Origin of the sequence: Bradyrhizobium sp. UBA2491 (assembly GCF_002341725.1) — a bacterium.
Taxonomy (GTDB): domain Bacteria; phylum Pseudomonadota; class Alphaproteobacteria; order Rhizobiales; family Xanthobacteraceae; genus Bradyrhizobium.
In genome coordinates, this window is record NZ_DDOP01000015.1 from 230845 (window position 1) to 253907 (window position 23063).

General features: G+C 64.7%; 24 protein-coding genes. 8 read left to right on the top strand and 16 right to left on the bottom strand.

Features of this window, described 5'->3' with window-relative positions; genetic code table 11:
* Positions 1-40: 40 nt before the first annotated feature.
* A complete protein-coding gene (locus tag B2W55_RS04920; RefSeq protein ID WP_024578533.1) occupies positions 41-1825 on the bottom strand; it encodes an acyl-CoA dehydrogenase family protein in 1785 nt (594 codons plus the stop codon).
* Positions 1826-2080: 255 nt separating this feature from the next.
* Here B2W55_RS04920 and B2W55_RS04925 point away from each other — a divergent pair, with 255 nt between their 5' ends.
* Positions 2081-3019: an IclR family transcriptional regulator gene (locus B2W55_RS04925; protein ID WP_024578532.1), complete on the top strand. Its 939-nt coding sequence runs from the start codon at positions 2081-2083 to the stop codon at positions 3017-3019.
* Positions 3020-3043: 24 nt separating this feature from the next.
* On the opposite strand, the gene B2W55_RS04930 is transcribed toward B2W55_RS04925, so the two are convergent.
* The 6 genes from B2W55_RS04930 to B2W55_RS04955 all read right to left on the bottom strand — a co-directional run bounded on the left by B2W55_RS04930 (position 3044) and on the right by B2W55_RS04955 (position 9931).
* A complete protein-coding gene (locus B2W55_RS04930; protein WP_024578531.1) occupies positions 3044-3670 on the bottom strand; it encodes a hypothetical protein in 627 nt (208 codons plus the stop codon).
* Positions 3667-4158, bottom strand: a complete 492-nt coding sequence (locus B2W55_RS04935; protein WP_029878714.1) for a c-type cytochrome — start codon at positions 4156-4158, stop codon at positions 3667-3669. Before B2W55_RS04935 ends, B2W55_RS04930 begins: the two co-directional genes overlap by 4 nt.
* A gap of 113 nt (positions 4159-4271) precedes the next feature.
* The gene (locus B2W55_RS04940; RefSeq protein ID WP_024578529.1) at positions 4272-6014 is read right to left on the bottom strand and encodes a PQQ-dependent dehydrogenase, methanol/ethanol family; all 1743 of its coding nucleotides are present in this window, start codon (positions 6012-6014) and stop codon (positions 4272-4274) included.
* A 163-nt stretch (positions 6015-6177) separates the two neighbouring features.
* On the bottom strand, positions 6178-6648 hold the full coding sequence (locus B2W55_RS04945; RefSeq protein ID WP_244442103.1) for a copper chaperone PCu(A)C: 471 nt from the start codon (positions 6646-6648) through the stop codon (positions 6178-6180).
* The gene (locus tag B2W55_RS04950) at positions 6648-8363 is read right to left on the bottom strand and encodes a thiamine pyrophosphate-binding protein (RefSeq protein ID WP_024578527.1); all 1716 of its coding nucleotides are present in this window, start codon (positions 8361-8363) and stop codon (positions 6648-6650) included. The genes B2W55_RS04945 and B2W55_RS04950 overlap by 1 nt, the downstream gene beginning before the upstream one ends.
* Positions 8360-9931 carry a class I adenylate-forming enzyme family protein gene (locus tag B2W55_RS04955; protein WP_024578526.1) on the bottom strand — a complete coding sequence of 524 codons (1572 nt, stop codon included), beginning with the start codon at positions 9929-9931 and terminating at the stop codon, positions 8360-8362. The genes B2W55_RS04950 and B2W55_RS04955 overlap by 4 nt, the downstream gene beginning before the upstream one ends.
* A 286-nt stretch (positions 9932-10217) precedes the next feature.
* On the opposite strand from B2W55_RS04955, the gene B2W55_RS04960 reads away from it, so the two are divergent.
* Both B2W55_RS04960 and B2W55_RS04965 read left to right on the top strand, forming a co-directional pair.
* On the top strand, positions 10218-10922 hold the full coding sequence (locus tag B2W55_RS04960; RefSeq protein ID WP_024578525.1) for a GntR family transcriptional regulator: 705 nt from the start codon (positions 10218-10220) through the stop codon (positions 10920-10922).
* A gap of 19 nt (positions 10923-10941) precedes the next feature.
* On the top strand, positions 10942-11937 hold the full coding sequence (locus tag B2W55_RS04965; RefSeq protein WP_024578524.1) for a phosphotransferase: 996 nt from the start codon (positions 10942-10944) through the stop codon (positions 11935-11937).
* Between the two features lie 3 nt (positions 11938-11940).
* Here B2W55_RS04965 and B2W55_RS04970 read toward each other — a convergent pair whose 3' ends face one another.
* Complete coding sequence (locus B2W55_RS04970) at positions 11941-12648, bottom strand: NUDIX hydrolase (protein ID WP_024578523.1); 708 nt, start codon at positions 12646-12648, stop codon at positions 11941-11943.
* Between the two features lie 174 nt (positions 12649-12822).
* On the opposite strand from B2W55_RS04970, the gene B2W55_RS04975 reads away from it, so the two are divergent.
* Both B2W55_RS04975 and B2W55_RS04980 read left to right on the top strand, forming a co-directional pair.
* Complete coding sequence (locus tag B2W55_RS04975; protein WP_024578522.1) at positions 12823-13869, top strand: SPFH domain-containing protein; 1047 nt, start codon at positions 12823-12825, stop codon at positions 13867-13869.
* A complete protein-coding gene (locus tag B2W55_RS04980) occupies positions 13853-14788 on the top strand; it encodes a sugar kinase (protein ID WP_024578521.1) in 936 nt (311 codons plus the stop codon). The genes B2W55_RS04975 and B2W55_RS04980 overlap by 17 nt, the downstream gene beginning before the upstream one ends.
* 27 nt (positions 14789-14815) lie before the next feature.
* On the opposite strand, the gene B2W55_RS04985 is transcribed toward B2W55_RS04980, so the two are convergent.
* From B2W55_RS04985 to B2W55_RS04995, 3 genes are all read right to left on the bottom strand, one after another.
* Entirely contained in the window at positions 14816-14998 is a 183-nt protein-coding gene (locus B2W55_RS04985) for a hypothetical protein (RefSeq protein WP_244442102.1), read from the bottom strand.
* Between the two features lie 89 nt (positions 14999-15087).
* A complete protein-coding gene (locus B2W55_RS04990) occupies positions 15088-15543 on the bottom strand; it encodes a cupin domain-containing protein (RefSeq protein ID WP_024578519.1) in 456 nt (151 codons plus the stop codon).
* 104 nt (positions 15544-15647) lie between these two features.
* The gene (locus B2W55_RS04995) at positions 15648-16349 is read right to left on the bottom strand and encodes a GNAT family N-acetyltransferase (RefSeq protein ID WP_244442108.1); all 702 of its coding nucleotides are present in this window, start codon (positions 16347-16349) and stop codon (positions 15648-15650) included.
* A gap of 11 nt (positions 16350-16360) precedes the next feature.
* Here B2W55_RS04995 and B2W55_RS05000 point away from each other — a divergent pair, with 11 nt between their 5' ends.
* Positions 16361-16906, top strand: a complete 546-nt coding sequence (locus B2W55_RS05000; RefSeq protein WP_024578517.1) for a hypothetical protein — start codon at positions 16361-16363, stop codon at positions 16904-16906.
* A gap of 40 nt (positions 16907-16946) precedes the next feature.
* Here the strand turns inward: B2W55_RS05000 and B2W55_RS05005 are convergent, their stop codons facing one another.
* Genes B2W55_RS05005 through B2W55_RS05020 form a run of 4 tightly spaced genes read right to left on the bottom strand, consistent with a single transcriptional unit; the run spans position 16947 to position 20792 of the window.
* Complete coding sequence (locus tag B2W55_RS05005) at positions 16947-18056, bottom strand: ABC transporter ATP-binding protein (protein WP_024578516.1); 1110 nt, start codon at positions 18054-18056, stop codon at positions 16947-16949.
* Between the two features lie 9 nt (positions 18057-18065).
* Positions 18066-18890 (bottom strand): ABC transporter permease, encoded by an 825-nt coding sequence (locus tag B2W55_RS05010; RefSeq protein ID WP_024578515.1) that lies wholly within the window; start codon positions 18888-18890, stop codon positions 18066-18068.
* Positions 18891-19742, bottom strand: coding sequence for an ABC transporter permease (locus B2W55_RS05015; RefSeq protein ID WP_024578514.1), 852 nt, complete (start codon positions 19740-19742; stop codon positions 18891-18893).
* A 36-nt stretch (positions 19743-19778) separates the two neighbouring features.
* On the bottom strand, positions 19779-20792 hold the full coding sequence (locus B2W55_RS05020) for an ABC transporter substrate-binding protein (protein WP_024578513.1): 1014 nt from the start codon (positions 20790-20792) through the stop codon (positions 19779-19781).
* A 165-nt stretch (positions 20793-20957) separates the two neighbouring features.
* On the opposite strand from B2W55_RS05020, the gene B2W55_RS05025 reads away from it, so the two are divergent.
* The gene (locus B2W55_RS05025; protein WP_145987277.1) at positions 20958-21482 is read left to right on the top strand and encodes a thiamine pyrophosphate-binding protein; all 525 of its coding nucleotides are present in this window, start codon (positions 20958-20960) and stop codon (positions 21480-21482) included.
* Positions 21476-22105, top strand: a complete 630-nt coding sequence (locus B2W55_RS05030) for a thiamine pyrophosphate-dependent enzyme (RefSeq protein ID WP_024578511.1) — start codon at positions 21476-21478, stop codon at positions 22103-22105. The genes B2W55_RS05025 and B2W55_RS05030 overlap by 7 nt, the downstream gene beginning before the upstream one ends.
* Positions 22106-22507: 402 nt before the next feature.
* Here B2W55_RS05030 and B2W55_RS05035 read toward each other — a convergent pair.
* Positions 22508-23063 (bottom strand): NAD(P)(+) transhydrogenase (Re/Si-specific) subunit beta (locus B2W55_RS05035; RefSeq protein WP_291532184.1); only part of this gene is annotated, 556 nt, incomplete at its 5' end.

A 23063-nucleotide genomic window follows, 5' to 3' on the forward strand; every position in this document is an offset into this window, starting at 1 on the left:
CTCCGCATTGCTTGTTTTCTCTTCGGCGCGCTTATGGCCGTCAGGCCGCCAGCAGCTCGGCGGCCTGAGCGACAGTGACCGGCCTCTCGCCGAGCACCAGCGCGATCGCGTCGCGTTCCCATGCATCATCGCTCGGCGCCAACGGGTCCTTCGCGGTCAGGCGGTGCTCGAGCACGAAGCGCGACAGCAACAGCCGCCGTGCGTCGACCTCCGCCTGGCATCCCTCCCAGGCGAGCGTGATCGCCGATGCCGCGTGGTAGAGCGCGCTGGCGGCAAGCCGCGCTGCATGCTCCGCCCCGCGATCGGCCGCGACTTGCGCGGCAAAGGCGATCGCGCGGTCGAGCGCGGTGCCAAGGCGCTGGCGGAACGGCGCGGGCAGCGCCTTCGCCTCAGCGAGGCGCGCATGCAGCACCGCAGCCAGGGCCTTGTGCGCGCCGCTCTTGCCGACGGCGCGCGTGATGATGTCGAGCGCATTGATGTTGCTGGTGCCCTCCCACAGCACGCCGACATGGGCATCGCGCACCAGCCGCGGCTGCACCCACTCCTCAATGTAGCCGTTGCCGCCGCGCACCTCCATCGCACCTGTCGCGACCGGAATGTTGTCGCGGCAGGCGCGGTACTTCAGCAACGGCGTCAGGATGCGCAGCAGGTCCCTCGCCTGCGCCGAACCGGCATTGGCCTCGTCCATCGCGTGCGCGGCGACCAGCATCATCGACAGCGCCTGCTCGGTCGGCACGATCAGCTTCATCAGCTGACGACGCAGCAGCGGAAAATCCATCACGCGCTGGCCGAACGCCGTCCGCGAGGTGGCGCTGACCACCGCCTCGTTGACGCACCGCCGCATCATCGCAGCAGCCCGCACGCCGTGCGACAGCCGTGACAGGTTGACCTGCTCCATCATCTGCTTCAGGCCCGCCGTGGGATCGCCGACCAGATAGGCCACCGCATTGTCGAGACGGATTTCGCCCGACGCCATCGATTTGGTGCCGAGCTTGTCCTTGAGCCGCACGATCCGGTAGCTGTTGCGGCGGCCGTTCTTCAGACGCCGCGGCAGCGCGAACAGCGCGAGTCCTTTGGTGCCCGCGGGCGCGCCTTCCGGCCGCGCCAGCATCAGCGCGACATCGGCATCGGCATGCGAGCAGAACCATTTGTCGCCGGTCAGACGCCAGACGTCGCCATCGCGGCGCGCCACGGTCTCGATCGCGCCGACATCGGAGCCGCCGGCCCGCTCGGTCATGAACTGCGTGCCCTTCCACAGGCTCGCCATGTCGTCCGACAACATCTTCGGCAGCAGATAGGCCTTGAGCTCGTCGGAGCCGAACTTGCGGATCAGGTGCGTTGAGGTGTCGGTGACGCTGATCGGGCACATCAGCCCGAACTCGGACTGCACGAACAGATATTGGAACACGTACTTTGCCACCGCCGGCAGCGGCCGGTCCATGCCGAGCACGCCGGCGCGATGGCTCATCGCATGAAACTGGAAATCTCCGAAGGCGATCGCCTCCATCTCGCGGTAGGCCGGATGATAGTCGATCCAGTCCTCGTCGCGGCCGTAGGCGTCCCTTGGATTGAGCACCGGCGCATGCTTGTCGGCGATTCTCGCAAGCTGGTCGAGCCGGCCTCCCGCCAACGCGCCCAGGCGATGGAAGTGCGGCTCCAGCGTTTCGCGATCCGCGCGCGACAGATACAGGCCGAGCAGACTGCGAAGCCCGCGGTCGAGGTCGTAGAAGTTGAGGCCGGCGCAATCATGGGAGATGTGGCGGGCCGGATCGGCCGGCTCTGCGGCTTCGTCAGGGTTGCGAAGGTCGTGCGCACTCATCTGCATCTGGCTCTCCTTGTTTGGGGTGACGTCGCACCAGCCGTACCGCTGTGCGGGATGCCAGCCCCGGTGTTCAAACTCTCGCTGCAACATCGAGAACCATCGCGGCGATGTCCACCACGCGGAAATAATTTCAGATACGTGGAGGAAATGCCGCGCGCGGGGGCGCACTCGAAACCGTTGACCTCGATTGGTTTCGCGGCACACTCGCCGCGAGACGTGCAGCATGTTGCGACGCACCAAGGACATGAACGGCAACAGATGAAGGGAGCTCGCTCCGACAACGCGCCGCCATCCCGCCGAGGCCGCCGGCGCATCGTCGCCGACCGGGTCCGGGCGCAGCCCGACGATCCCTCGGCGACGGTGATCGAAGCCAACCGGCATGCCGAATTGTTTCGTGCCGCCGACGGCAGTCCGGATCCGTCCGTCGTCAAATCGGCGCAGCGCGTGCTCCGCATTTTCGAGTATTTCGCCGAGATCGAGCGGCCGGCGGCAATGACCGAGATCGCGCGGCGGCTGAACTATCCGCCGTCGAGCACGTCGGCGCTGCTGAAGAGCCTCGTCGAGCTCGGCTATCTCGACCATGACCGGCAGACACGCAGCTATCTGCCAACAGTCCGTGTCGCGCTGCTCGGCGGCTGGCTCAACAACCAGACGCTTCCGGGCGTCACGCTCGATGCGATCACCCACGAGCTGCATGAGGCGACGCGGCTGACGACCTTCGTCGTGGCGCGCAATCAGCTCTACAGCCAGTACATCCGCGTGCTGCAAGGCACGACGCCGGTGCGCTATTATCTGGAGCCCGGCGCGCGGCGGCTGTTGACCCATTCCACTCCGGGCCGGGTGTTCCTGAGCCTGATGAACGACGAGGACGCGCGGCGGATCGTGCAGCGGATCAATGCCGAGGAAGCGCCGTCATCCGCCGTCCGCTTCGGCGATATCCAGCCGGCGCTGGCGACGATCCGCCGACAGGGCTTCGCTTACACGCGCGACATGGGAACGCCAGGCCTGAGCGCGATTGCGATGCGGCTGACCGACACCGACCGGACGCCACCGCTCGTCATCACGGTCGCCGGCCCGGGCTCGATCATCTCGGCGGCGGCGAAGGCGATCATCGGCAAGATGCGCGAGCTGGTCGAACGGCAGTCCCCTGGCCTGCTCCCGCAGATCGACATCGACGCAGCCCCGATCGAAACCTGAGATCGACGATGTGCTCGATTGAGCTCACGATCCGGCGCGGCGGATCGTGATCCGGCTTTCGTCGGTGAAGTCCTTGAGGTCCTTGTTCGGCTCGCGATAGAGCTTGCGCTCGATCTCGATCGATCGGCCATCAGTGGTCTTGGTGCAACGCTCGTTGACGAAAACGCCGCCGACCTCCTGCTTGTCGCCGGCAGGCTGTGCATCCGAGCAGGTCCAGCCGTCCTCGCCATAGCGCGACTTCGCCTGCAGGCCGAGCAGGAATGCCTTCTTGCGCAGATAGAGCCGCGCCTTCGGATCGGTCTCGATCGTCAGCGCCGCGATCTTGGCGTCCTTGTCGATCATCACGGTCAGGATCGCCGGATGGCCGGCCACCATGGTGCCTTCGCGCGCGGTCTCACGATCATACTCAAAGCTGACGCCGCGCAGCTGGTCGGGCCCGGCCGGGCAATTCGGCCACTGCGCCCAGTCCGCCAGTCTGTGGGTCTTCTCGCCGACACAGGTCAAATTGATGTATCCCGCGTCGGGAACCTTGCTGATGTCCATCCCGACAGTGATGTCGCGCAGGTCTCCGGCTGTCGCCATCGCCGGCACGGCAGCCGCAACGGTGGCGGCGAAGACCAACCCGCGGATGACCGATCGATGCTTGCTCATGGCTTCTTCTCGCTCTGGTCGGACGGCGCGGCGGCGTGCCCGGCCTCCTTGTAGATGTTGCAGACACGTGAGCCATCGCCGAAGAAGGCGATGCATTCGTCGTAGTTTGGTTCGCCCTTGCCCTTGACGTGCGCGAGCACGTAGTCCGCCACGGCCTCGATCTCGTTCGGCCGCAGGAACACGTTCGCCTCGGGCGGCATTTGACCGCCAGCATCCTGCCGGCTCATTCCATAGCATTTCATGGTGTCATAGGAGCCGCGCACGAAGAACGGCATGCCGGTCCCCGGCCGGCCGCAGCTGACCGTCTCGATGATCTGCTCGCGCGTCAGCTCGGTCTTGCGCAGCGACAGCGCGTCGCCGCCATAGCCGCCCCCGCCATTGCCGTGCCATTTGTGGCAGCCGACGCAATTGCCGCGCTTGAACACCGCCTTGCCCGCATCGGTCGGATCGCTCGCCGATTGTGCATGTGCCGCGACCGTCAATCCCATCGCCAGCGCGCAGCCGAGCCACGCGCCAATCAGCCGTTTTTGCTTCATTGTTTCTTCTCTTGGCCAAACCGAACGCGGGAGGCTTCGCTCGGAAGCCTCCCGCGCTTGTGACGTCAAAGGGCGAACACGTAGAGCATCGAGCCCGGCTGCATCCGCTTCAACTCGGGCGTGGAGTCGATGAACCACTTGTCCCACGCACCGCCGAGGCCGACCAGCACCGCGATGTACTGCTTGCCGTCCACCGAGAACGTCATCGGAGGCGCGTTGAGTCCGCCGCCGGTGTTGAACTGCCAGAGCTCCTTCAGCGATTTGGCGTCATAGGCGATCACCTCGCCGGACGGCTGTCCGGAGAACACGAGGTCAGGCGTCGCCAGTATGCCGCCGAGGTTCGGGAACTGGGTCTCCGCCTTCCCTGCCACCTTGCCCGTCGTGACGTCGATCGCAGTCACGCTGCCGGTGATCTTGAACGGCTGGCTCGGGCCGCCGCCGGTGAAGAATTCGCGCGGCTTGACCTTGTCCGGCGTCATCTCCTCGACCTTGATGTGGTTACAGCTCTCGATGACGGGAATGTACCAGAGCTTCAGGTTCGGGTTGTACGCAGTCGGCGGCCAGTTCTTGCCGCCCATGTTGCCGGGGCAGATGTCCGTTTCCTTGTTGGTGCGGCTCGGCGTCACCGAGGCGTTGTACTTCTGAACGCCCTGCTTCGGATCGTACTCCACCGGCTTGCCGGACTCGGGGTCGAGACCCTTGGTCCAGGTCACCTTCTTGACGAAGGGCAGACCCCAGATGAACTTGCCGGTGTTGCGGTCGATCGCATAGGCAAAGCCGTTGCGGTCGGCTTCGAGCGCGAGCTTCAGCGTCGAGTTGTTCGGACCGGGGACGTCGACCAGCACGTTCTCCGCGACGCTGTCATAGTCGAACGGATCGTTCGGCGTGTGCTGGTAGTGCCACTTGATCTTGCCGGTGTCGGCGTCAAGACCAAGCGAAGAGTCAGTGTAGAGATTGTCGCCGGGACGGTATTCATTGTCCCAGTCCGGGCCGGGATTGCCGACGCCCCACACGATCGTGTTGGTTGCCGGGTCGTAGCTGCCGGTGACCCAGGTCGATCCGCCACCGCTCGCCTTGGCGTTCTTGTCGTCCTTCCAGGTCTCCGAGCCGGGCTCGTCCTTGCCCGGAATGGTGTGGGTGCGCCACACTTCCTTCTGCGTCTTCAGATCGGTCGCCGCGATCCAGCCGCGAATGCCGTATTCGGCTCCGCCGACGCCCGAGATAGCCATGTCCTTGACGATCAGCGGTGCGCCGGTGATCACCTCGCCCTTGTCGGGATCGGCGACCTGACGCTGCCAGGCGACCTGTCCGGTCTCCTTGTTGGTGGCGACCAGGCGGCCGTCGAGCGTGTGCGAGATGACGAGGTTGTTCCACAACGCGACACCGCGATTGTCGACGCCGCAGCAGGCGACCGCGCCGGCCCAGTCGTGATCAGTCTTGGGATCCATCTTCCAGACCATCACGCCTTTGCCGCCATGGGCGTCGATCTTGTAGACCGAGCCCCAGCCATCGGTGACGTAGATGAATCCGTTCTCGACGATCGGAGTTCCCTCCAATCCGCCATGCGACCAGATCCCGCCACCCTCGACGCCGCCGAGATGCATGGTCCAAGCGACCTTCAGATTCTTGACGTTGTCCTTGTTGATGTCGGTCAGCGACGAGAACCGGGTCGCCGAATAGTTCTTGTGATGGTGCAGCCAGTTGCCTGCTTCCTTGTCAGCGTTGAGCAGTCGCTCCTGGCTGACATCGTCGGCGAGCGCGAAAGAGCCCGCGAAGGTCGCTGCGGATGCTACTGCCGCTGCGAGCATATGCGATTTAACCCAATTCAACCTTGCCATAGGTTTGTTTCCTCCGGATCCAGCATTCTTCATTGATCGAATCACCCGTCACATACGGGCGATCACGCGAGAAGCCTTGAGTCCCGACGAATGGCTGTGCCATCCGCCGCCGTGCTTAGTCACAAATCGTGGGTCACTTCTGGACCTGTACCTCCGTCTCGATTGTTCCAGCCTTCTGAAAAACGATCGCGCATTTGAACGTCTCGCCCGGCGCGAGTGCCTGACGCAACTGAAGCAGCATGACGTGATAGCCGTCGCGCTTCAACTCGAGCGTAGCCTTCGCAGGCACAGGAATGTTCGGAATCGAACGCATGGCTGGTGCGCCTTCGCCGCGGTCGACAATGTGGCGCTCAGAAAAGTTTGCCACCGGGCAACGAACGCGGAGCAGTGCATCGGCGCTATCGGCCTCATTCCTGATCGTCATCGTCAAGGGAAGGTCCCCGCCCTCTTTGTCGGCCGCCGGCACACGCGCATCCACGATTTGAAGTGAATCGCTTGCGACCGCGCCGCCAGCTACTCCGAACGCGCTGATCAGGCAGAACGATGGCAACGCAAACAATCTCACGCATGTTGCGACGCGAAGCGCGACTCGCTTGAACGGCATCAGGCTTTCTCCCTCCATGACCGTTCAGCTTTGTCCCATGCTTCGAGCGGCTGCAAGTCTGGAACCCACGCCAATCCGCTCTTCGCGTCGGACGATATGGCCTCTGGCGTTACGACCATGTCGAGCAACGCCGGCCGGTTAGCCAGTGCACGCAAGATCGCGGGACCGAGTTGTGCCTCGGTCTCGACGCGCTCGGCATGCATGCCGAAGCTGCGCGCCATTGCGGCGTGATCGCAGCATTGCAGCTGCGTGCCCACCACTTTTCCATGCGTAACCTTCTGATCGTGCACCTCGATCTGCCAGGCTCCGTTGTTGGCGACGACGATCAGCACCGGCGCCTTGTGGCGCACGGCAGTGTCGATCTCGATGGCGTTGAAGCCGAACGCGCCGTCACCGGTCGCGACCAGCACCGTCCGATCCGGATGCACCAGGCTCGCGGCGATGCCGTAGGGCACACCGATGCCGATGCAGCCGAACGGCCCGGGATCGAGCATCGTGCGCGCATTGAGCGCGACGCGCGCAAAGGAGAGAAAGTCGCCGCCATCGGTGATGACGACGGCATCGGGGCCGACCGCCTCCTGCACGGCGGCGAGGACGCGGTTCGGATGCAGCTTGCCGTCGGAACCGGGTGCCGCCTGCTCCATTGCCAGGCGCAGTTTCGCCGCGCGGGCAAGATGCTCGCCCCGCAATCGCGCCGCCCATTCGGACTCGACTTGCGAGGCACGGTTGCCGGCATGCGCCAGCATGGCGCGAAGCGTCTCGGCGACCGAGCCGAACAGCTCGACCTCGCCGCGCCGGTTGTCGCGAACTTCACCCGGCGTGTCGCCGATCCGCACGAAGCGCGCATCGCGGAAGATCGCGGGCGATCCGAAGGCGAGCTGGAAATCCAGCCGGCGACCGACCGTCACCACCACGTCAGCGTCGCCCATCACGGCGCCGCGCATCGCGGCCACGATGGAGGGATGATCATCGGGCACGAGGCCGCGGCTCTCTCCGGTATCGAGATAGACCGCGCCGAGCCGATCGAGCAGCGCGGTCAGTTCAGGCGCGGCGTTGCGGGCGCCGCGGCCGGAGATCACGAGCACGCGCCGCGCCGACCACAGCAGATCGACGGCCGCGGCGACACGCTGCGGATCGGGCGCCATGACGACCGGTGGCTTCGGGCGGAGATGCTCGTCGAGTTGCAGCGCCTTCGGCACCTCGGCGCGCAGCGTGTCGGTGGGAAAGTCGATGTAGCAGGGCCCCGGCTCGCCGGCCTCGCCGAATGCGCGCGAGATCGCCTCGTCGAGCTCGGCGAGCGCCAGCGACGGCTCGCGCACGGTGCGCGCATAGCGCGTGATGCCGCGCACGAGGCCGGCCTGGTCGAGATCCTGCAAACCGCCGCGGTTCTCCTGCGGCCGCGGGCTGGTTCCCGATATCACCAGGACCGGCGCGCGCGAGATATGGGCGTTGGCAATGCCGGTGATGGCATTGGTCAATCCCGGCCCCGCGGTGACCAGCGCGACGCCGAGGCCGCCGGTCAGTTCGGCCTCGGCCTGCGCCATATGCACGGCGGCGCGCTCGTCGCGCACGTCGACGATGCGGATGCCCTCGGCATCGAGCCGCATCCAGATCGGCATGATGTGGCCGCCGCACAGCGCGTAGACCCGCTGCACGCCGCGTCGTTTCAACATCCGCGCGATCAGCGCGGCGACACTGTCAGGCGAGAGCTTCATGGCTTTCCTCCGGCTTGACCGCCGAAGCGCGCCCGCAGCTCACGATGCAGCACCTTGCCGGTCGCGTTTCGCGGCATTTCGGTCTCGGCGATGAAGGCATAGGATTTCGGGCACTTGTAACCGGCGATGCGCGTGCGCACCCAGTCCTGCAACGTGGCCTCATCGATCGGTACGCCGTCATGCGGCACCACGACGGCATGGACGCGCTCGCCCCATTTTTCGTCGGGAACGCCGATCACGGCGACGTCCTTCACCATCGGATGGCCGCCGACCAGCGTCTCCACCTCCGACGGGTAGATGTTCTCGCCGCCGGAGATGATCATGTTGCTCTTGCGGTCGACCAGCCGGATGAACCCCGCCTCGTCGCGGCGCGCCATGTCACCGACCGTACAATAGGCGCCATGGAAGGCCGCGCGCGTCTTCTCGGGCAATCCCCAATAGCCGTCGAATGTATAGGGCGTGCAGGAATAGAGCTCGCCGGCCTCGCCATCGGGCACTTCCTGACCCTGCTCGTCCAGAATCCTGATCGGCGCCGATCCGACGCATTCGCGGCCGACCGAGCCGAGATGGCTGAACTGCTCGTCCGGATGCAGCATGGTGACCCATCCGGTCTCGGTCGCGCCGTAAAGCTCGAACAGACCGGAGTTCGGAAACATCTCCATCACGGCGCGCTTGGTGTCGGGCCGCGCCGGCGCCGAGGAGATCATCAGGCGTGTCACCCGGGTCAGGTCGCAGGACGCGCGAACCGCCGCACTGAGCCCGAGCAGCATGATGTAGTGGGTCGGGACCAGCGAGGTGAAGGTCGCGCCGCCACCGGCGAGCGCGCGCAGGAAATTCTCGGGATCGAACGCCTTGCGCGAATAGATCGTGCAGGCCGCGCCGCACGTGGTGAAAGCGCCGAAGAAATACAGCGAATTGGCATGGCACATCGGCATCGCCAGCAAGGCGGTGTCGTTGCTGCGAATGCCGAGCTCGACGCTCGTGACTAGCGACAGATGCGCGGCACCGAGATGATTGCGCACCACGCCCTTCGGATTGCCCGTCGTGCCCGAGGTGTACATCAGGGTCCAGGGATCGCCGGGGGCAACGTTCTCCGTCGGCTCGTCGTCGCTGGCGCCGGCCAGCAACGCCTCATAGAGGCGAAACCCGGTGCGCGGGGTGGCGGCACCGAACAGGATGAAGCGATCGCGCGGCAGCGTGAGCTGATCGCGGATCTCATCGATCAATTCGACCAGATCGTGCTGCACGATCAGCGCGGCAATCCCAGCATCCTCGGCGATGTAGCGGATCTCGCGTCCGACCAGCCGGAAGTTGACCGGTACTGCGACTAGGCCCGATTTCGCGGTCGCCGCGTAGATCTCGCCCCATTCGATGCAGTTATAGGCGAGCACCGCGACGCGATCGCCCTTGTTCAGCCCGAGCGCGAGCAACGCATTTGCCAGCCTGCACGCACGCGCATTCCATTGCCGGAATGTGAGTGACCGATCGAGATCGCGAATCCCGACATCGTCGGGGCGAAGCCTGGCGTGAACCGACAACATCTGTCCCGGACTGCGCAGACCGCTCATGCTGCCCTCCAGGCGAGGAACGTCGGCCGATCGCAATGTGGGAGTTCAGTGCCGAGCACGATCCGGCGAAGCAACGCCAGAACGACCGGACCGGCGCGTTCGCCGCAATCCGAGCCACGATCAACGCTGCGCACCACAGGTCCGCCCGCCACCGCTATCCTCCCTGTCGGGGCGATCGTCGCGCCCTCGAGCTTTGAATTCGGAATTCATATACTGAATTCGAATGCCAGGCAATCGTCTTTTAAGGGCCGAAATGATAGGTTCCAGTGGGATTTATGGAGACCGCATGCGCACGATCCCCGCACAGCCGACCCTGGTCGAACGGGTTGTCGAGACGATCATTTCCGAGATTGTCGATGGCGATCTGCCCTCGAACACCCGCCTGATTCAGGATGAACTGGCGCAGGCCTATGGCGTGTCGCGCCATCCGGTGCAGCAGGCGCTGCTGCTGCTGAAGACCCGCGGCCTGGTGCGCGAGGCGCCGGGGCGCGGCCTCATCGTGCCGCCGCTCGATGTCGATTTCGCCCGCAACCTCTATGAGATCAGGGCGATGCTCGACGGTCTCGCGGCACGGATGGCGGCCGAGCACGGCGCCAAGCGCGCCGCCAAGGAGGGTCCTGCCTTTCTTACGGCAGGCCGCACCGCGATCGCGAGCGGCGTGCTCAACGCACAGATCGAAGCCGACATGAAGTTTCACGGCTTCCTGTGCGAACTGTCCGGCAACCCGCTGATCGATCAGACCACCGAGCCGCATTGGCCCTATCTGCGCCGCATCATGGGCGAAGTGCTGCGCGGCGACCAGAAAATGCCCGACAACATCTGGGACGAGCATGCCGGAATTCTCGACGCCGTGATTGCCGGCGACGGCGATGCCGCCGAGCGCCTGAGCCGCGTGCACATCCACAATGCCGCCGAGGTCTTCGTGCACCGCTTGCAGCTTCGGCACAGCGAAGCGGAAGGACAGCGGCGGCAGCGGCGCATCGAGCGTTGAGCCCTCGCTTGCGAGATCCATGATTGCTTTCGACACCCTTCTCGCGACGGAACGCGAGGCCGCGCACGCCGCGATGCGCCAAGTTCTTGGCACCGCGCATATCGATGGCGTGATGCCGGTCTCGGGCGGCGCCACCGCGGCGCGGCTGTTCCGGGTCGATGCGGACGGTCGGCATTATCTGTTGCGGATGGAAGGCGAACCGAGCCCGCTGCGCAATCCACATCAATATGTCTCGCTGCGCATCGCGGCCGAGGCCGGCATCGCGCCGCGGCTCCACTACGTCGACGAGACCGCGCGCGTCGCGGTGATGGATTTCATCCAGCGACAACCGCTCGACTGTTATCCCGGCGGCCTGCCCGGACTTGCAAGGGCGCTCGGCGAATTGCTGGCGCGCCTGCAAGCGACGCCGACCTTTCCCGCCTTCGTGCGCTACCCCGACATCGTGGCCCGGCTCTGGGCCCATGTCTGCCGCACCGGGCTGTTCGCACCCGGCGTGCTCGACCGCTGCAACGCTCATCTCGAACGCGTCCGCGCAACCTATGTCTGGGACGAGGCGAACTCGGTCTCCAGCCACAACGACTCGCTCCCGGGCAACATTCTATTCGACGGCAACAGGCTCTGGATGATCGACTGGGAATCCGCCTACCGCAGCGATCCGCTGGTCGACCTCGCCATTATCGGCGACAGCCTGGCGCGAACGCCGGAACTGGAAACCATCCTGCATCGCGCCTGGCTTGGCCGACCGCTGGACGATGCACTGGCCGGCCGCCTCAAATTGGTGCGCGCCCTCACCCGGCTCTATTATGCCGGCGTGTTGCTCAGCGCATCCGCGACTGCCCGGCGCACCACGCCCGATACGAGTCTTGCGGCGCCGACGCTTGCCGAACTCGCAGCCGCCAGCCGCACCGGCCGGTTCAGGATCGGCACGCCTTCGGGCAAGCACGTGCTCGGCAAGATGTTTCTCGCGTCATTCCTGACCGGAGCCGTGACGCCGGGCTTCGATCTTTCGGTTTGACGTTCAGTCCGGCGGATTGAACGTCCGCGCAAAGAATACCGGCGCCCTGGCCTTCTTGAGCCGGTAGAGCTGCGCCGGCCGGTTCGGTCCCTTGCGCATTTTCGCGACCGGTTCGATCAGGTCGGCGGCAAGCATGCGGGTGCGAAAGGCGCTCTTCTCCAGCGGACGATCGAGCACGATCTCGTAGGTGCGTTGCAGTTCCGGCAGCGTGAACTCCGGCGGCATCAGATAGGCGGGCAACGACGTGTACTCGACCTTGCTGCGCAAACGCTGCACCGCCGCCTGAAGGATCACGGCATGATCGAAGGCGAGCTTCGGCCTCACTTTGTCGCCCTCGACCGCGAACCACTGTGCATCGGCGCCCAGCGCGCCACCGGCGGCGTGCTCCGGCAGCAATGCGAAGTAAGCGTGTGTCGCGGACCAGCCGCGCGGATCCCTCGCCGCACCGCCCCAGCTTCCGAGTTGCTCCAGATACGGACTGACCACCCCGGTCTTGTCCTTCAGCTTGCGCACTGCGCAGGCTTCGAGGTCGCGATCCCCCGCGATATCGACGAAGCCGCCGGGCAGCGCCCAAGCTCCTGGAAACGGCTCGATTTCCGTGTTTGGGCGTTGAACCAGCAAGGCCTGAAGCGCGTCTGACCTGATGGCGAAGATGACGACGTCGACGGTCGTCAATGGCCGCGGAAAGTCCAATTCCGGCTTCTTGTGCATGCTCTCCCCGCTCCGTTCTCGTCGGGACGCGTCGTTTTCACGCGAACCGGTGTTCACTTCGAAAGCAATCCGGTGGCGTGAACCTTCCCGCGTCCCGGCTTGACAATAACATACTTAGTTGTACAGTCCAACTAACTTAGTTGCCTAGACACACTTACTTAGGAGTACCCCACCATGTTCGGTCTTCGCTTCATCAAGGCCCAGCCGACCACGTACCTCATGAAATACCGCGGCGGCACGGTGACCCAGCAGGGCGCCGGCCTGTCCGGCTTCTACTATGGGCCGGTCACCTCGCTGGTCGCGGTCCCGATCGGCAGCCGCGACGCCGCCTTCATCTTCCAGCAGATCGCGCGCGACTTTCAGGCACTGACCGTTCAGGGTCATGTCACCTACCGGATCAGCGAGCCGCAAAAGGCCGCCGCGATGCTCAACTTCACCCTCAAGGCCGACGGCAAGACCTATGAGTCCGACGACCCCGAAAAGCTGCCGCAGCGGATTCTCGCAACCGTCGAGGTGCTGGCGCAGCAGGCAATCAAGGAACTGACCTTGAAGGAAGCCTTGCAGGCCGCCGACCGCATCGCCGGCCTGATCGAGAGCGGATTGCGGGGCCGTGCCGATATCGCGGCACTCGGTCTCGAAATCCTCGGCGTCTCGATCCGTGGCGTGAAGCCGACGCCCGACACCGCCAAGGCGCTGGAGGCCGAGGCGCGCGAAGCGATCCTGAAGGGCGCGGACGAAGCGATCTTCGCGCGGCGCAACTTCGCGGTCGAGCAGGAACGCGCCATCCGCGAGAGCGAGCTCGACACCGAGATCGCGGTCGAGCAGAAGAAGCGTTCGATCCGCGAGACCCAGATGGACGCCGAGGCGAGCGTCGCGGCCAAGCAGGCCGAGCTGCGCGAGGCCGGCATGGTTGCCGACATCACGCTGGAGAGCAAGCGCAAGGATTTCGTCAGCCTCAATGCCGAGAACACCCGGACCCTGGCGGACGCCGAGGCCTATCGGGTCGGCGCGCTGATGAAGATATTCGAGGGGGTCGATACCCGCGTGATCCAGGCACTGGCAGCCGCCGGCATGCAGCCGGGACAGCTGATCGCGCAGGCCTTCAGCGGGATCGCCGAGAAGGCCGAGAAGATCGGCCAGCTCAACGTCTCGCCCGATCTGCTCAACACGCTGCTGGAGAAGCCCGCCACCGTGGAGGCCAGCCGTGCGCGCCGACAATGACCGCAAGATCGTCCTCGTCACCCGCAAGACGCGACTCGAGGAATTGATTGCCAAATACCTGACGGCGGCGCAGGCCCGCTTCTATGTCGAGCATCTCGGCGCCGACTTCTCGGACTACCAGCGCGAGCACGATGTCTATCAGGCCGAGCGCCGCGTCACCGTGCAGGCGCTGGAGCAGTGGGGCCGCTACCAGGTCATCGACCGAAGTTTCCTGCCGAACTTCATCTTCGGTCCGTCCGATATCGTGGTCGCACTCGGCCAGGACGGCGTCGTCGCCAATACGATGAAGTATCTCGACGGCCATCCGCTGATCGGGCTCAACCCGGATGCCAGGCGCTATGACGGCGTTCTCTTGCCCTTCGTGCCGCACGACCTCCCTGCCCTGCTGCGCGAGGTCGCAGCCAACAAGCGCGGCCACAAGGCGGTGACGATGGCGAAGGCCGCGCTCACCGACGGGCAGGTGCTCTACGCCGTCAACGACCTCTTCGTCGGCGCGCGCACGCATACCTCGGCCATCTATGAGATCGCACTCGCCGAACAGAAGGAGCGGCAGTCCTCCAGCGGCCTGATCGTCGCAACCGGGCTCGGCTCGACCGCCTGGTTCAAGAGCATCGTCACCGGCTCGCTCGCGATCGCAGGCACCTTCGGCGGCGGCGGCGAGAGCCCGCCCTATCTGCCGCAGGCCTGGGACGCCGGCGCGCTGCGCTTCGCGGTGCGCGAGCCGTTTCCGAGCCGCACTTCGCAAGTGACCCTCGTCTGCGGCAGCCTCGACCGCGCCGAGCGCCTCAGCGTGCGCTCGCTGATGCCGGAGAACGGCGTCATCTTCAGCGATGGCATCGAGGCCGACCGGCTCGACTTCAATTCAGGAACCGAAGCGCAGATCACGGTCGCCGAGCGCGAAGGACGGCTGGTGGTGTGAGACAGCCGCGCTCGCCGGCGGCCCAGTTCACCGAGGCACCGGGTGCAGCCGCGCCAGCTGGTCCAGCGACAGACCGGCCTCGCGATCGCTCAGGGGAAAGCGGACGATGATGTCCTGGCGGCCAAGCTGCCCCCACAGTGCGTCCGACGACCATTTCTGCGGCTCGGGTCCGCGCGGCCCGTCGATCCAGATGAAATACCATTCCGCCATGGACGCGACCAAATCTCCCTCTCGGCAAGATTGATCCTTCGCGGCTCAATCCGCAACGCTGATTTTGGCGCCGGTCCGCGGCTGAGCGTCTATTCGTACGGCCTGCCGTCCTTGTGCAGGAAGCGGCCGTCGGAGCTCGGGCTCAACATGTCGATGTCGGAGCAGGTGATGACGTCGGCGCTCGATCGCGATCCGACCTCGAGATAGATGGCCGTCATCTGCGAGCGGTTGATCATGTGGTGCCCGTTGCCGGAATTCTTCGCAAACGCCGCGCAATCGCCGGCGCGCAGCACCGTCTCGCCGCCGTCTTCCACCAGCACCAGCTCGCCCGCGAGCACATAGACGAACTCGTCCTCGTCCGAATGCCAGTGGCGCTGGCTCGACCAATTACCCGGCGGCAGCCGCATCAAATTGACGCCGAAGTCGGCCAGCCCGCCGGCGTCGCCGAGCCGCTGGCGCACGCGGTCGGCACAGGCCGCGGCAAATTCGGCCGGGTAACCGGTCCCCTTGCGTTCCGGCACTTTCGTCAGGTCAATCTTCGGCATGGCAGCTTCCCGGCTGGTTGGCAGGCGAACCGATGTCTCCTTACGCGAGCGCTCTCCTATCGCGACGCTACGACGAAACTGTGTCGCGGCATCGGCCGACGCAGTCAGCCGCGCCGGACCAGATCCTTCGCCATCAGGATGTCGTCGTAATAGCGGCCGTCGATCTTCAGCGCGTGCAGCTCGAGCCCGTACGCGACAAAGCCCGCTGCCTCGTAGAGCCGTCGGGCCGGCTCGTTGCCTTTGACCACGATGAGCTGCACCAGCTCGACCGATTGCGCCGCGAAATCGAGCACAGCATCGACCAGGAGCCGGCCGACACCGGCGCCGCGCGCCGCCTGCCGCACATACATTCCGACCAACGCGCCCTTGTGCTGCCGTTTCGGCCCGTCGGCGCGAACGAATCCGACAATGCCGGCAAGTTTGCCGGCCTGAAACGCGCCAAAGATCGCCGCGCCGCGCTCCAGCCTTTCCGCGAACCAGCCGACCGGATGAACGCTCTCCGTCTCATACGCACTGCCGAACGCCTCGGGACTCAAGCGCAGCGCCTCGAGGCGGATCTCGCGATACAGCTCAGCGTCCGCGGGCAGCAGTCGCCGGATCTCGATCGAGTGCGTGTTCATTCGGTGTCCTGTCCGCGAAAAGCAATGATCGCGCGATTTCGATCGTTTACTTTGGATCTCAATCGGATCAAACACTACCCCATGGAGGCTGACAATTCCTGGCAAGAGTTGCGCGGCCACCATCACATCTGCGAGCGGCAGCGCCGACCATTTGCGCCGATCGAACCTCATCTGTTGCAACGTCACCGGGATCAAGCATGGCGTCTGACCGACTCACCGCGACCGACGCGATCGCCACCTACATCGAAGCCAAGGACCATAACCGTCCCGAGCTAATGGCCGACGCTTTCCTCGACGACTGCCAGCTCGAAATGATGGTCAAGACGACAGCCATCGCATTTCCGAGCGCGGCGGTTGGACTGGAGCAGGTCACCCGCGTTCTCGTCCGTGACTTCTCCGCCCAGTACGACAATGTGCGGACCTTTTGCCTGTCGCGCCCGCCCTCCGATCACCCCAGTCAGTTTCGCTGCCGCTGGCTGGTCGGAATGACCGCCCGGCAGGACGGTGCCGTGCGCGTCGGATGCGGCAATTATGATTGGCATTTCCACCCCGGGGACGGACGGGTCGCGCGGCTATTCATCGAGATCGCGCTGATGTCCGTGCTGCCCGCCGAGGACGCGGGCCGGATCCTGCCCTGGCTCTCTGCGATCCCCTATCCATGGTGCTCCGGCCCGGATGCCGTAAGGGACATGCCTTCGATCGAGGCTCTGGCGGCGATCAGGGCCTTCATCGTCGCGCGATGAACCCGCCCGAAGCGGCCAATCTTCGGTGCTACGACCAATCCTACTCGGCCGGAAAGGCCACGCATCCATTCGCCTGGACTGCGACGCCGACCCGCGCTCCCATCGGCCAGCGCGCGACGGCGAGATCACCCGCCGATCTGATCAGCAGGCGACCATGGGCCGGTCCGGGACATTCGACGTGAAGGTCGACATGCCCGCCCTGATAGATCTGCGCCACGACATTGCCGCTGACGGCGCAGGGGTCATTCGGCCCGACGACGTTGAACTGCTCCGGCCTAACGAAGACGTCGACCGCCGATGAGCGATCGAGGCTCGCGAGCGCCTGCTTCGGGACCCGGACCGATGCGTCGCCGAGGGCAATGATCGCATCGGCGGCCTCAATCCCGAGCAGTGTCCCACGCAGCCTGTTGTTGTCCCCGACGAAGGTCGCGACGAACCGGTCCATCGGCGCCCGGTAGATGTCGACCGGGGTGCCGAGCTGCCGGATGCGCCCTTCGGACATCACTGCGACGCGGTCCGAAAGACTGAGCGCCTCCGATTGGTCGTGCGTCACGAAAATCGTGGTGAGACCGAGCTTGCGCTGGATTTCGCGCAGCTCGACCTGCATCGAGGTTCGCAGGCTCTTGTCGAGCGCCGAGAACGGCTCGTCCAGCAACAGCACGGTCGGATTGATCACGAGGGCCCGCGCGAGCGCCACGCGCTGCTGCTGGCCGCCGGACAATTGCCGTGGCCTCCTGTTCTCCTTCCCCGTGAGCTTGACCAGTTCCAGGACCTCGGCGACGCGACGATCCCGCTCGGCCTTGGGGACATGGCGCGTCTTCAGGCCATAGGCCACATTGTCGGCCACGGTCATATGCGGAAACAGCGCATAGTTCTGGAACATCATCCCGATGCCGCGTTGGTAGGTTGGCACCTCGTTGACCATCCTGCCGCCGATCACGACCGATCCGCGATCCGGCCCGAGAAAGCCTGCGGCGAGCTTGAGCAGCGTGGTCTTTCCGCAGCCCGACGGGCCAAGCAGCGTCAGAAATTCGCCGGGATCGACGTCGAGCGAGACGTTGTTGAGCGCCACGACGTCGTCGAACCGCTTGGTGACCGCCTCGAAACGAACCGCCGCCTCCTTGCGCTCGCGCTTGCTGCTTTCGGACATCGCCGCTCCCTATCGATGCTCTTGTTCAATGTTGAGGACTTTGCCCAGTCCCAGGAACGCGTTGGCGAAGATGATCAACGCGGCGGTGGCGATGATGTACATCACCGAGAGCGCCGCCATCGACGGATCGGCAAACTCGCGCACGTAATTGTACATCGCGACCGGCAGGGTCTGCGTGCGCTGCGACGTCACGAACAGCGAGGCGGTGAACTCGTTGAAGGAAAGGATCGCGGCAAACAACCACCCGCTCACCAGTCCCGGCAGCAACAGCGGCAGGGTGATGGTCCACAGCACGCGCAGTGGCCCGGCACCGAGGCTCGACGCCGCGAGCTCATAGCTTTGATCCAGATTCTTCAGCGAGACGTAGACGCTGCGCAAGACGAACGGCAGCACCAGGATGACGTGACAGACCACGACCACGGCAAAGCCCCGGCTCAGCCCGATCTGCGCCGCCAGGATGAGGAAGCCGAGCCCCACCGTGAAATGCGGAATCACCAATGGCGACACCAGGATCGCCTCGATGACCTTCTTGAACGGGATGTTGTAGCGGTCGATGACGAACGCGAACATGGCGCCGACGCACAGCGCGATCGTCGAACTCCAGACCGTCACCGTCAGGCCGTTGAAGAAGCCCTGGCGAAAGTCCTCATAGCTGAGCGCGCGGCCAAACCAGCGCCAGGACCAGGCCTGCGGCGGAAACGACAGGATCGGCTTGTCGTTGAACGCGGCGATCGTGACCACGACGGCCGGTAGCAAGAGCAACAGGACGATCAGAATGACAATCAGGCGCCCGATCCAGCCGAGAACCCTCTGGTAGGTCGATCGCGGCGTCATTCAGTGCACCTCGATCTTCTGTAGCGGACTCGTGGCGAGCTTCAGAAGCGCCAGGACCACCGCCGTCAACGCCAGGCCGGCGACGCAAAGCGTCGCGGCAAATGGAAAATTGAAGCTCGCGAAGCCGAGCTGATAGACCAGGTTGGAGAGCATGTTGACGCGTCCTCCTCCGATCAGCTGCGGCGTCGCGAAGGCCGAGAACGTCCATGCGAAGGCCGTCGTGGTGCCCGCGATCACACCGGGCATCGACAAAGGCAGCGTGACGGTCAGGAACACCCTGATCGGTCCCGCCCCCAGGCTCTCGGCGGCCCGCGCATAATCGCGATCGATGTGCGACAGTCCGGCCGCGAGCATGATCACCATTACCGGCAACGTCACATGGACGAGGGCGACGATGACGCCGAACGGCGTGAACATGAACTGGATCGGCTTGCTGACGAACCTTGCCCATAGCAGCACGGCGTTGATGAAGCCGTTATTGCCGAGCACGATGATCCAGGAATAGGTCCGGACCACCTCTCCGAGGAACAGCGGCGTGACCACGATCACCAGCAGGAAAGAGCGGATGATTGGTTGCTCGACGCGCACCAGGGCGTAGGCAAGTGGATAGCCGACGACCAGGGTCGCCAGGCCGGTCGCTGCGCAAATCAGCACGGTGTCGAGAAACACGCGGGCGTAGAGCGGCTTCAGGAGATCGGCGAAATTGGCGAGCGTGAAGCCGCCCGGATCAAGCGAGCCCGGAACATAGGCGCGCAGGCTGTATTGCAGGACCGCGGCCAGCGCCGCCAGAAACCCGACCGCACAAAGCGCCGCCGGAGCCGTGAAGGTGCCTACGAACGGTTGCCGCTTCATGATGCGCGCCCGCTGCCAAGAACGCTCAACTGACGCTCAATTCATGATGTTCTCGGCGAACCATTTCCGCCATTCGGCGGTCTTGCTCGCGCGCAGCTTCGCATCGATGTTGATCTGCTGCTTCCACTGTTCGGCGCTGGTGAAGACCCCGGGAAGCTTGGCGATCTCTGGATCGAGCTTGGCATTCAGCACGGCCGGGCTGCCCTTCTTCTGCTTCGAGATCTCGGCCTGGATCTCGGGATCGTAGAGCGTGTTGATGAACTTGTGGGCGAGATCGACCTTCTTCGAGCCCTTCATGATCGCGACGGTGTCGATGCCCAGCACCGCGCCCTCCTTGGGCATCGCAAGCGTGATCGGGATACCCTGCCCCATCATGTAATAGGCGTTCATCGAAAGCACGATCTGCACCGGAGTCTCGCCGCTGGCGAGCAGTTGCTGGCTGTTGGCGTCGTTGGTGTAGAACGCCTTGAAGTTCGGCTTCAGTGCCTTCAGCTTGGCCTCGCCCTGCTCCCAATGCGCCGCGTCGGCACCCGAGAGAATCGCAGCGACGGCGATGATGTGGCTCGGATCGAAGTCCGGCGCAGCGAGCTTGTCCTTGAGCTGCGGGCTCCAGAGCTCATTCCAGCTGTCGAACTTCAGATCCTTGATGAGATCAGATCGATAGCCGATGGTGTAGACATAGGCCCAGGCGCCCAGATGATAGGGGCTGATCCGCGCTTCCTCGGCCAGGTTCTTGGCGTTCGGAATCTTCGACGTATCGATGGTTTCGAACAGGCCGTCATTTGCATAGAGCCAGCCGACATGCGAGGTGGTGAACGTCACGTCGCTCTCGGGATTGCCCTTGGCGAGCTTTTCCTTGTTGAGCCGGTCGATGGTGCCGCCGGTGACGAATTCGACCTTCACGCCCGTTTCAGCGGTGAACTTCTTCGCAACCGTCTCGGCGACCAGATCGCGCCAGCTGCCGCCCCAGATACTGACGACCAGCTTGTCTTGCGCATGGGCAGGCACGGTGAACAACAAGGCGATCAGCAACGACCAGACGCGTGTCATCGGTCTTCTCTCCCGCAATTGTGGATTGCCCCGCCCGGCTCCGTTGCAATCGCAATCTCCAATTAAAACTATCATCAGCTTAATAGTACCTTTTATCAAGGATTATCGTATCGACAATAGTACCTTTCTTGCGTAGCCTTGGCGGCAGCTGTGGAGGAGGCCTTGATGACGTCGTCGACGCTGGGCGCGGTCTCGCACCGCCCATCCGAGATCCTGGACACGCTGAAACGCTTGGGGTTCGGCCTCGTCGTCGCCGTGCCGGACAGCTGGCTTGGCGAGATTCTGGTGCGGATCGATCAGGAGCCGGGCATGACCCTGGTTCGCGCGACGCATGAAGAAGAGGCCCTCGCCATTGCCTGCGGCAGCCGCCTCGGCGGCGTGCGCACCGCTTTGCTGGTGCAGAACGCGGGGGTCCTGAGCATGGGCGCCGGCCTCGTCTCGCTGGCGCAGCGCTATCAGTTTCCGCTGCTGATGCTGGTTTCCTACCGCGGCACACCGGAGGATGCGGTCTTCTATCACATTCCTAAGGGACGAGCCACGGAGCCGGTGTTCCGCGGCATCGGTCTCAATCACGCATGCGCCGACAGGCATCGTCCGATCGGCGCGCAGGTCGAGCAGGCCGCGACCTATGCGGAAGAAGGCTCTTGTCCGTTCGCCCTGCTTCTGTCCCGGGAGGATATTCAATGGTGACCGGACGCCGCGCCAGCCGGGGCGACTATTACAAGGCACTTGCCGCGCATCTGCCGCCGCAAGCGCTGGTGGTGACGTCGCTCGGCAACGCCTCGTATCTCTGGGCCTCGATTCATCATGCGCCCAGCAATTTCTACTTCGAGGACGCCATGGGCCTCACTTTGCCGCTCGCACTCGGCCTCGCACTTGCCCAGCCGAAACGGCCGGTCATCGCGGTGGAAGGCGACGGCGCCTTGCTCATGCATATGGGTGCCCTCGTCACCATCGGCGCGATGAACCCTGCCAATCTCACGATATTGCTGATCCAGAACGGCGTGCATGCCGCATCCGGCGGACAGGCTCTGACCAATGCGACGCTCGATCTCGCGCAATTGGCGCGGGCCGCGGGCATCGCGCACGCCGAGAATCTTGCGCAACCGGAAGCGCTCGGCAAGAAGATCGGGCAGATCGAGGACCGCCGCGGCGTCGGGATGCTGGTGCTGGCAACGGAGCCGGACGTGGAGCCGATCCGGCCGCCCGTCTCGCTCGATCCGATCGCGACCAAGCAACGCTTCATGGCCGAGATCAAGGCTCCACGTTACGTGCCGACCTTGTTCGGCGGTGGCCGGCTCGAGCCCGAATAGACGCACCTGCCGGCTCGGTTCTCATCATGAGGGACAGCCCGTCGTACTCACGGTTGTTCGACAGATTGCGCTCGCCACCGAACGGAAAGGCACGCCGCCATGACTGACGACGAAGGCCCGCTGTATTGCGATGTTCCGGCATCGATCGCAGCCGGCGCACCGGTCCTGCACTTGCGCCGACGCGAGCCTGCGCCCCGCATGGTGGCAAGATCGGGTGGTTCTGACGGTTTGCCGAGCGGAGCGCGCGCCAGCGCCCTGCTTCTGTTGTCATGCGCCTCGTTTGGCGAAGCCTGGCCTTCGCTTGAATTGCTGCTTGGCCGAGATCGCGACGGTTAGCACCTCGCCGGGGCGGCATGCGATGCGCGCGATGCCAGTCCCGGTTCAGCGCCATCGCGATCGATCCTACATCGCCTTGACGATGTTCTCGGTGACCTTCTTGGCGTCGCCGAGCAGCATCATGGTGTTGTCGCGATAGAACAGCGGGTTGTCGATGCCGGCATAGCCCGAGGCCAGCGAGCGCTTGATGAACATCACGGTGCCGGCCTTCCACACCTGCAGCACCGGCATGCCGTAGATCGGCGAGGTCTTGTCCTCTTCGGCGGCCGGGTTGGTGACATCGTTGGCGCCGATCACGAACGCGATGTCGGCCTGCGCGAACTCCGAGTTGATGTCCTCGAGCTCGAACACCTCGTCATAGGGCACGTTGGCCTCGGCCAGCAGCACGTTCATGTGGCCGGGCATGCGGCCCGCCACCGGGTGGATCGCGTACTTCACCTCGACGCCCTCCTTCTTCAGCAGGTCGGCCATCTCGCGCAGCGCGTGCTGGGCCTGCGCCACCGCCATGCCGTAGCCGGGCACGATGATCACCTTGGAGGCGTTCTTCATGATGAAGGCGGCGTCGTCGGCCGAGCCGAGCTTGGCCGGCTTCTGCTCGCCCGAGCCGCCGCCGGCCGCCGCG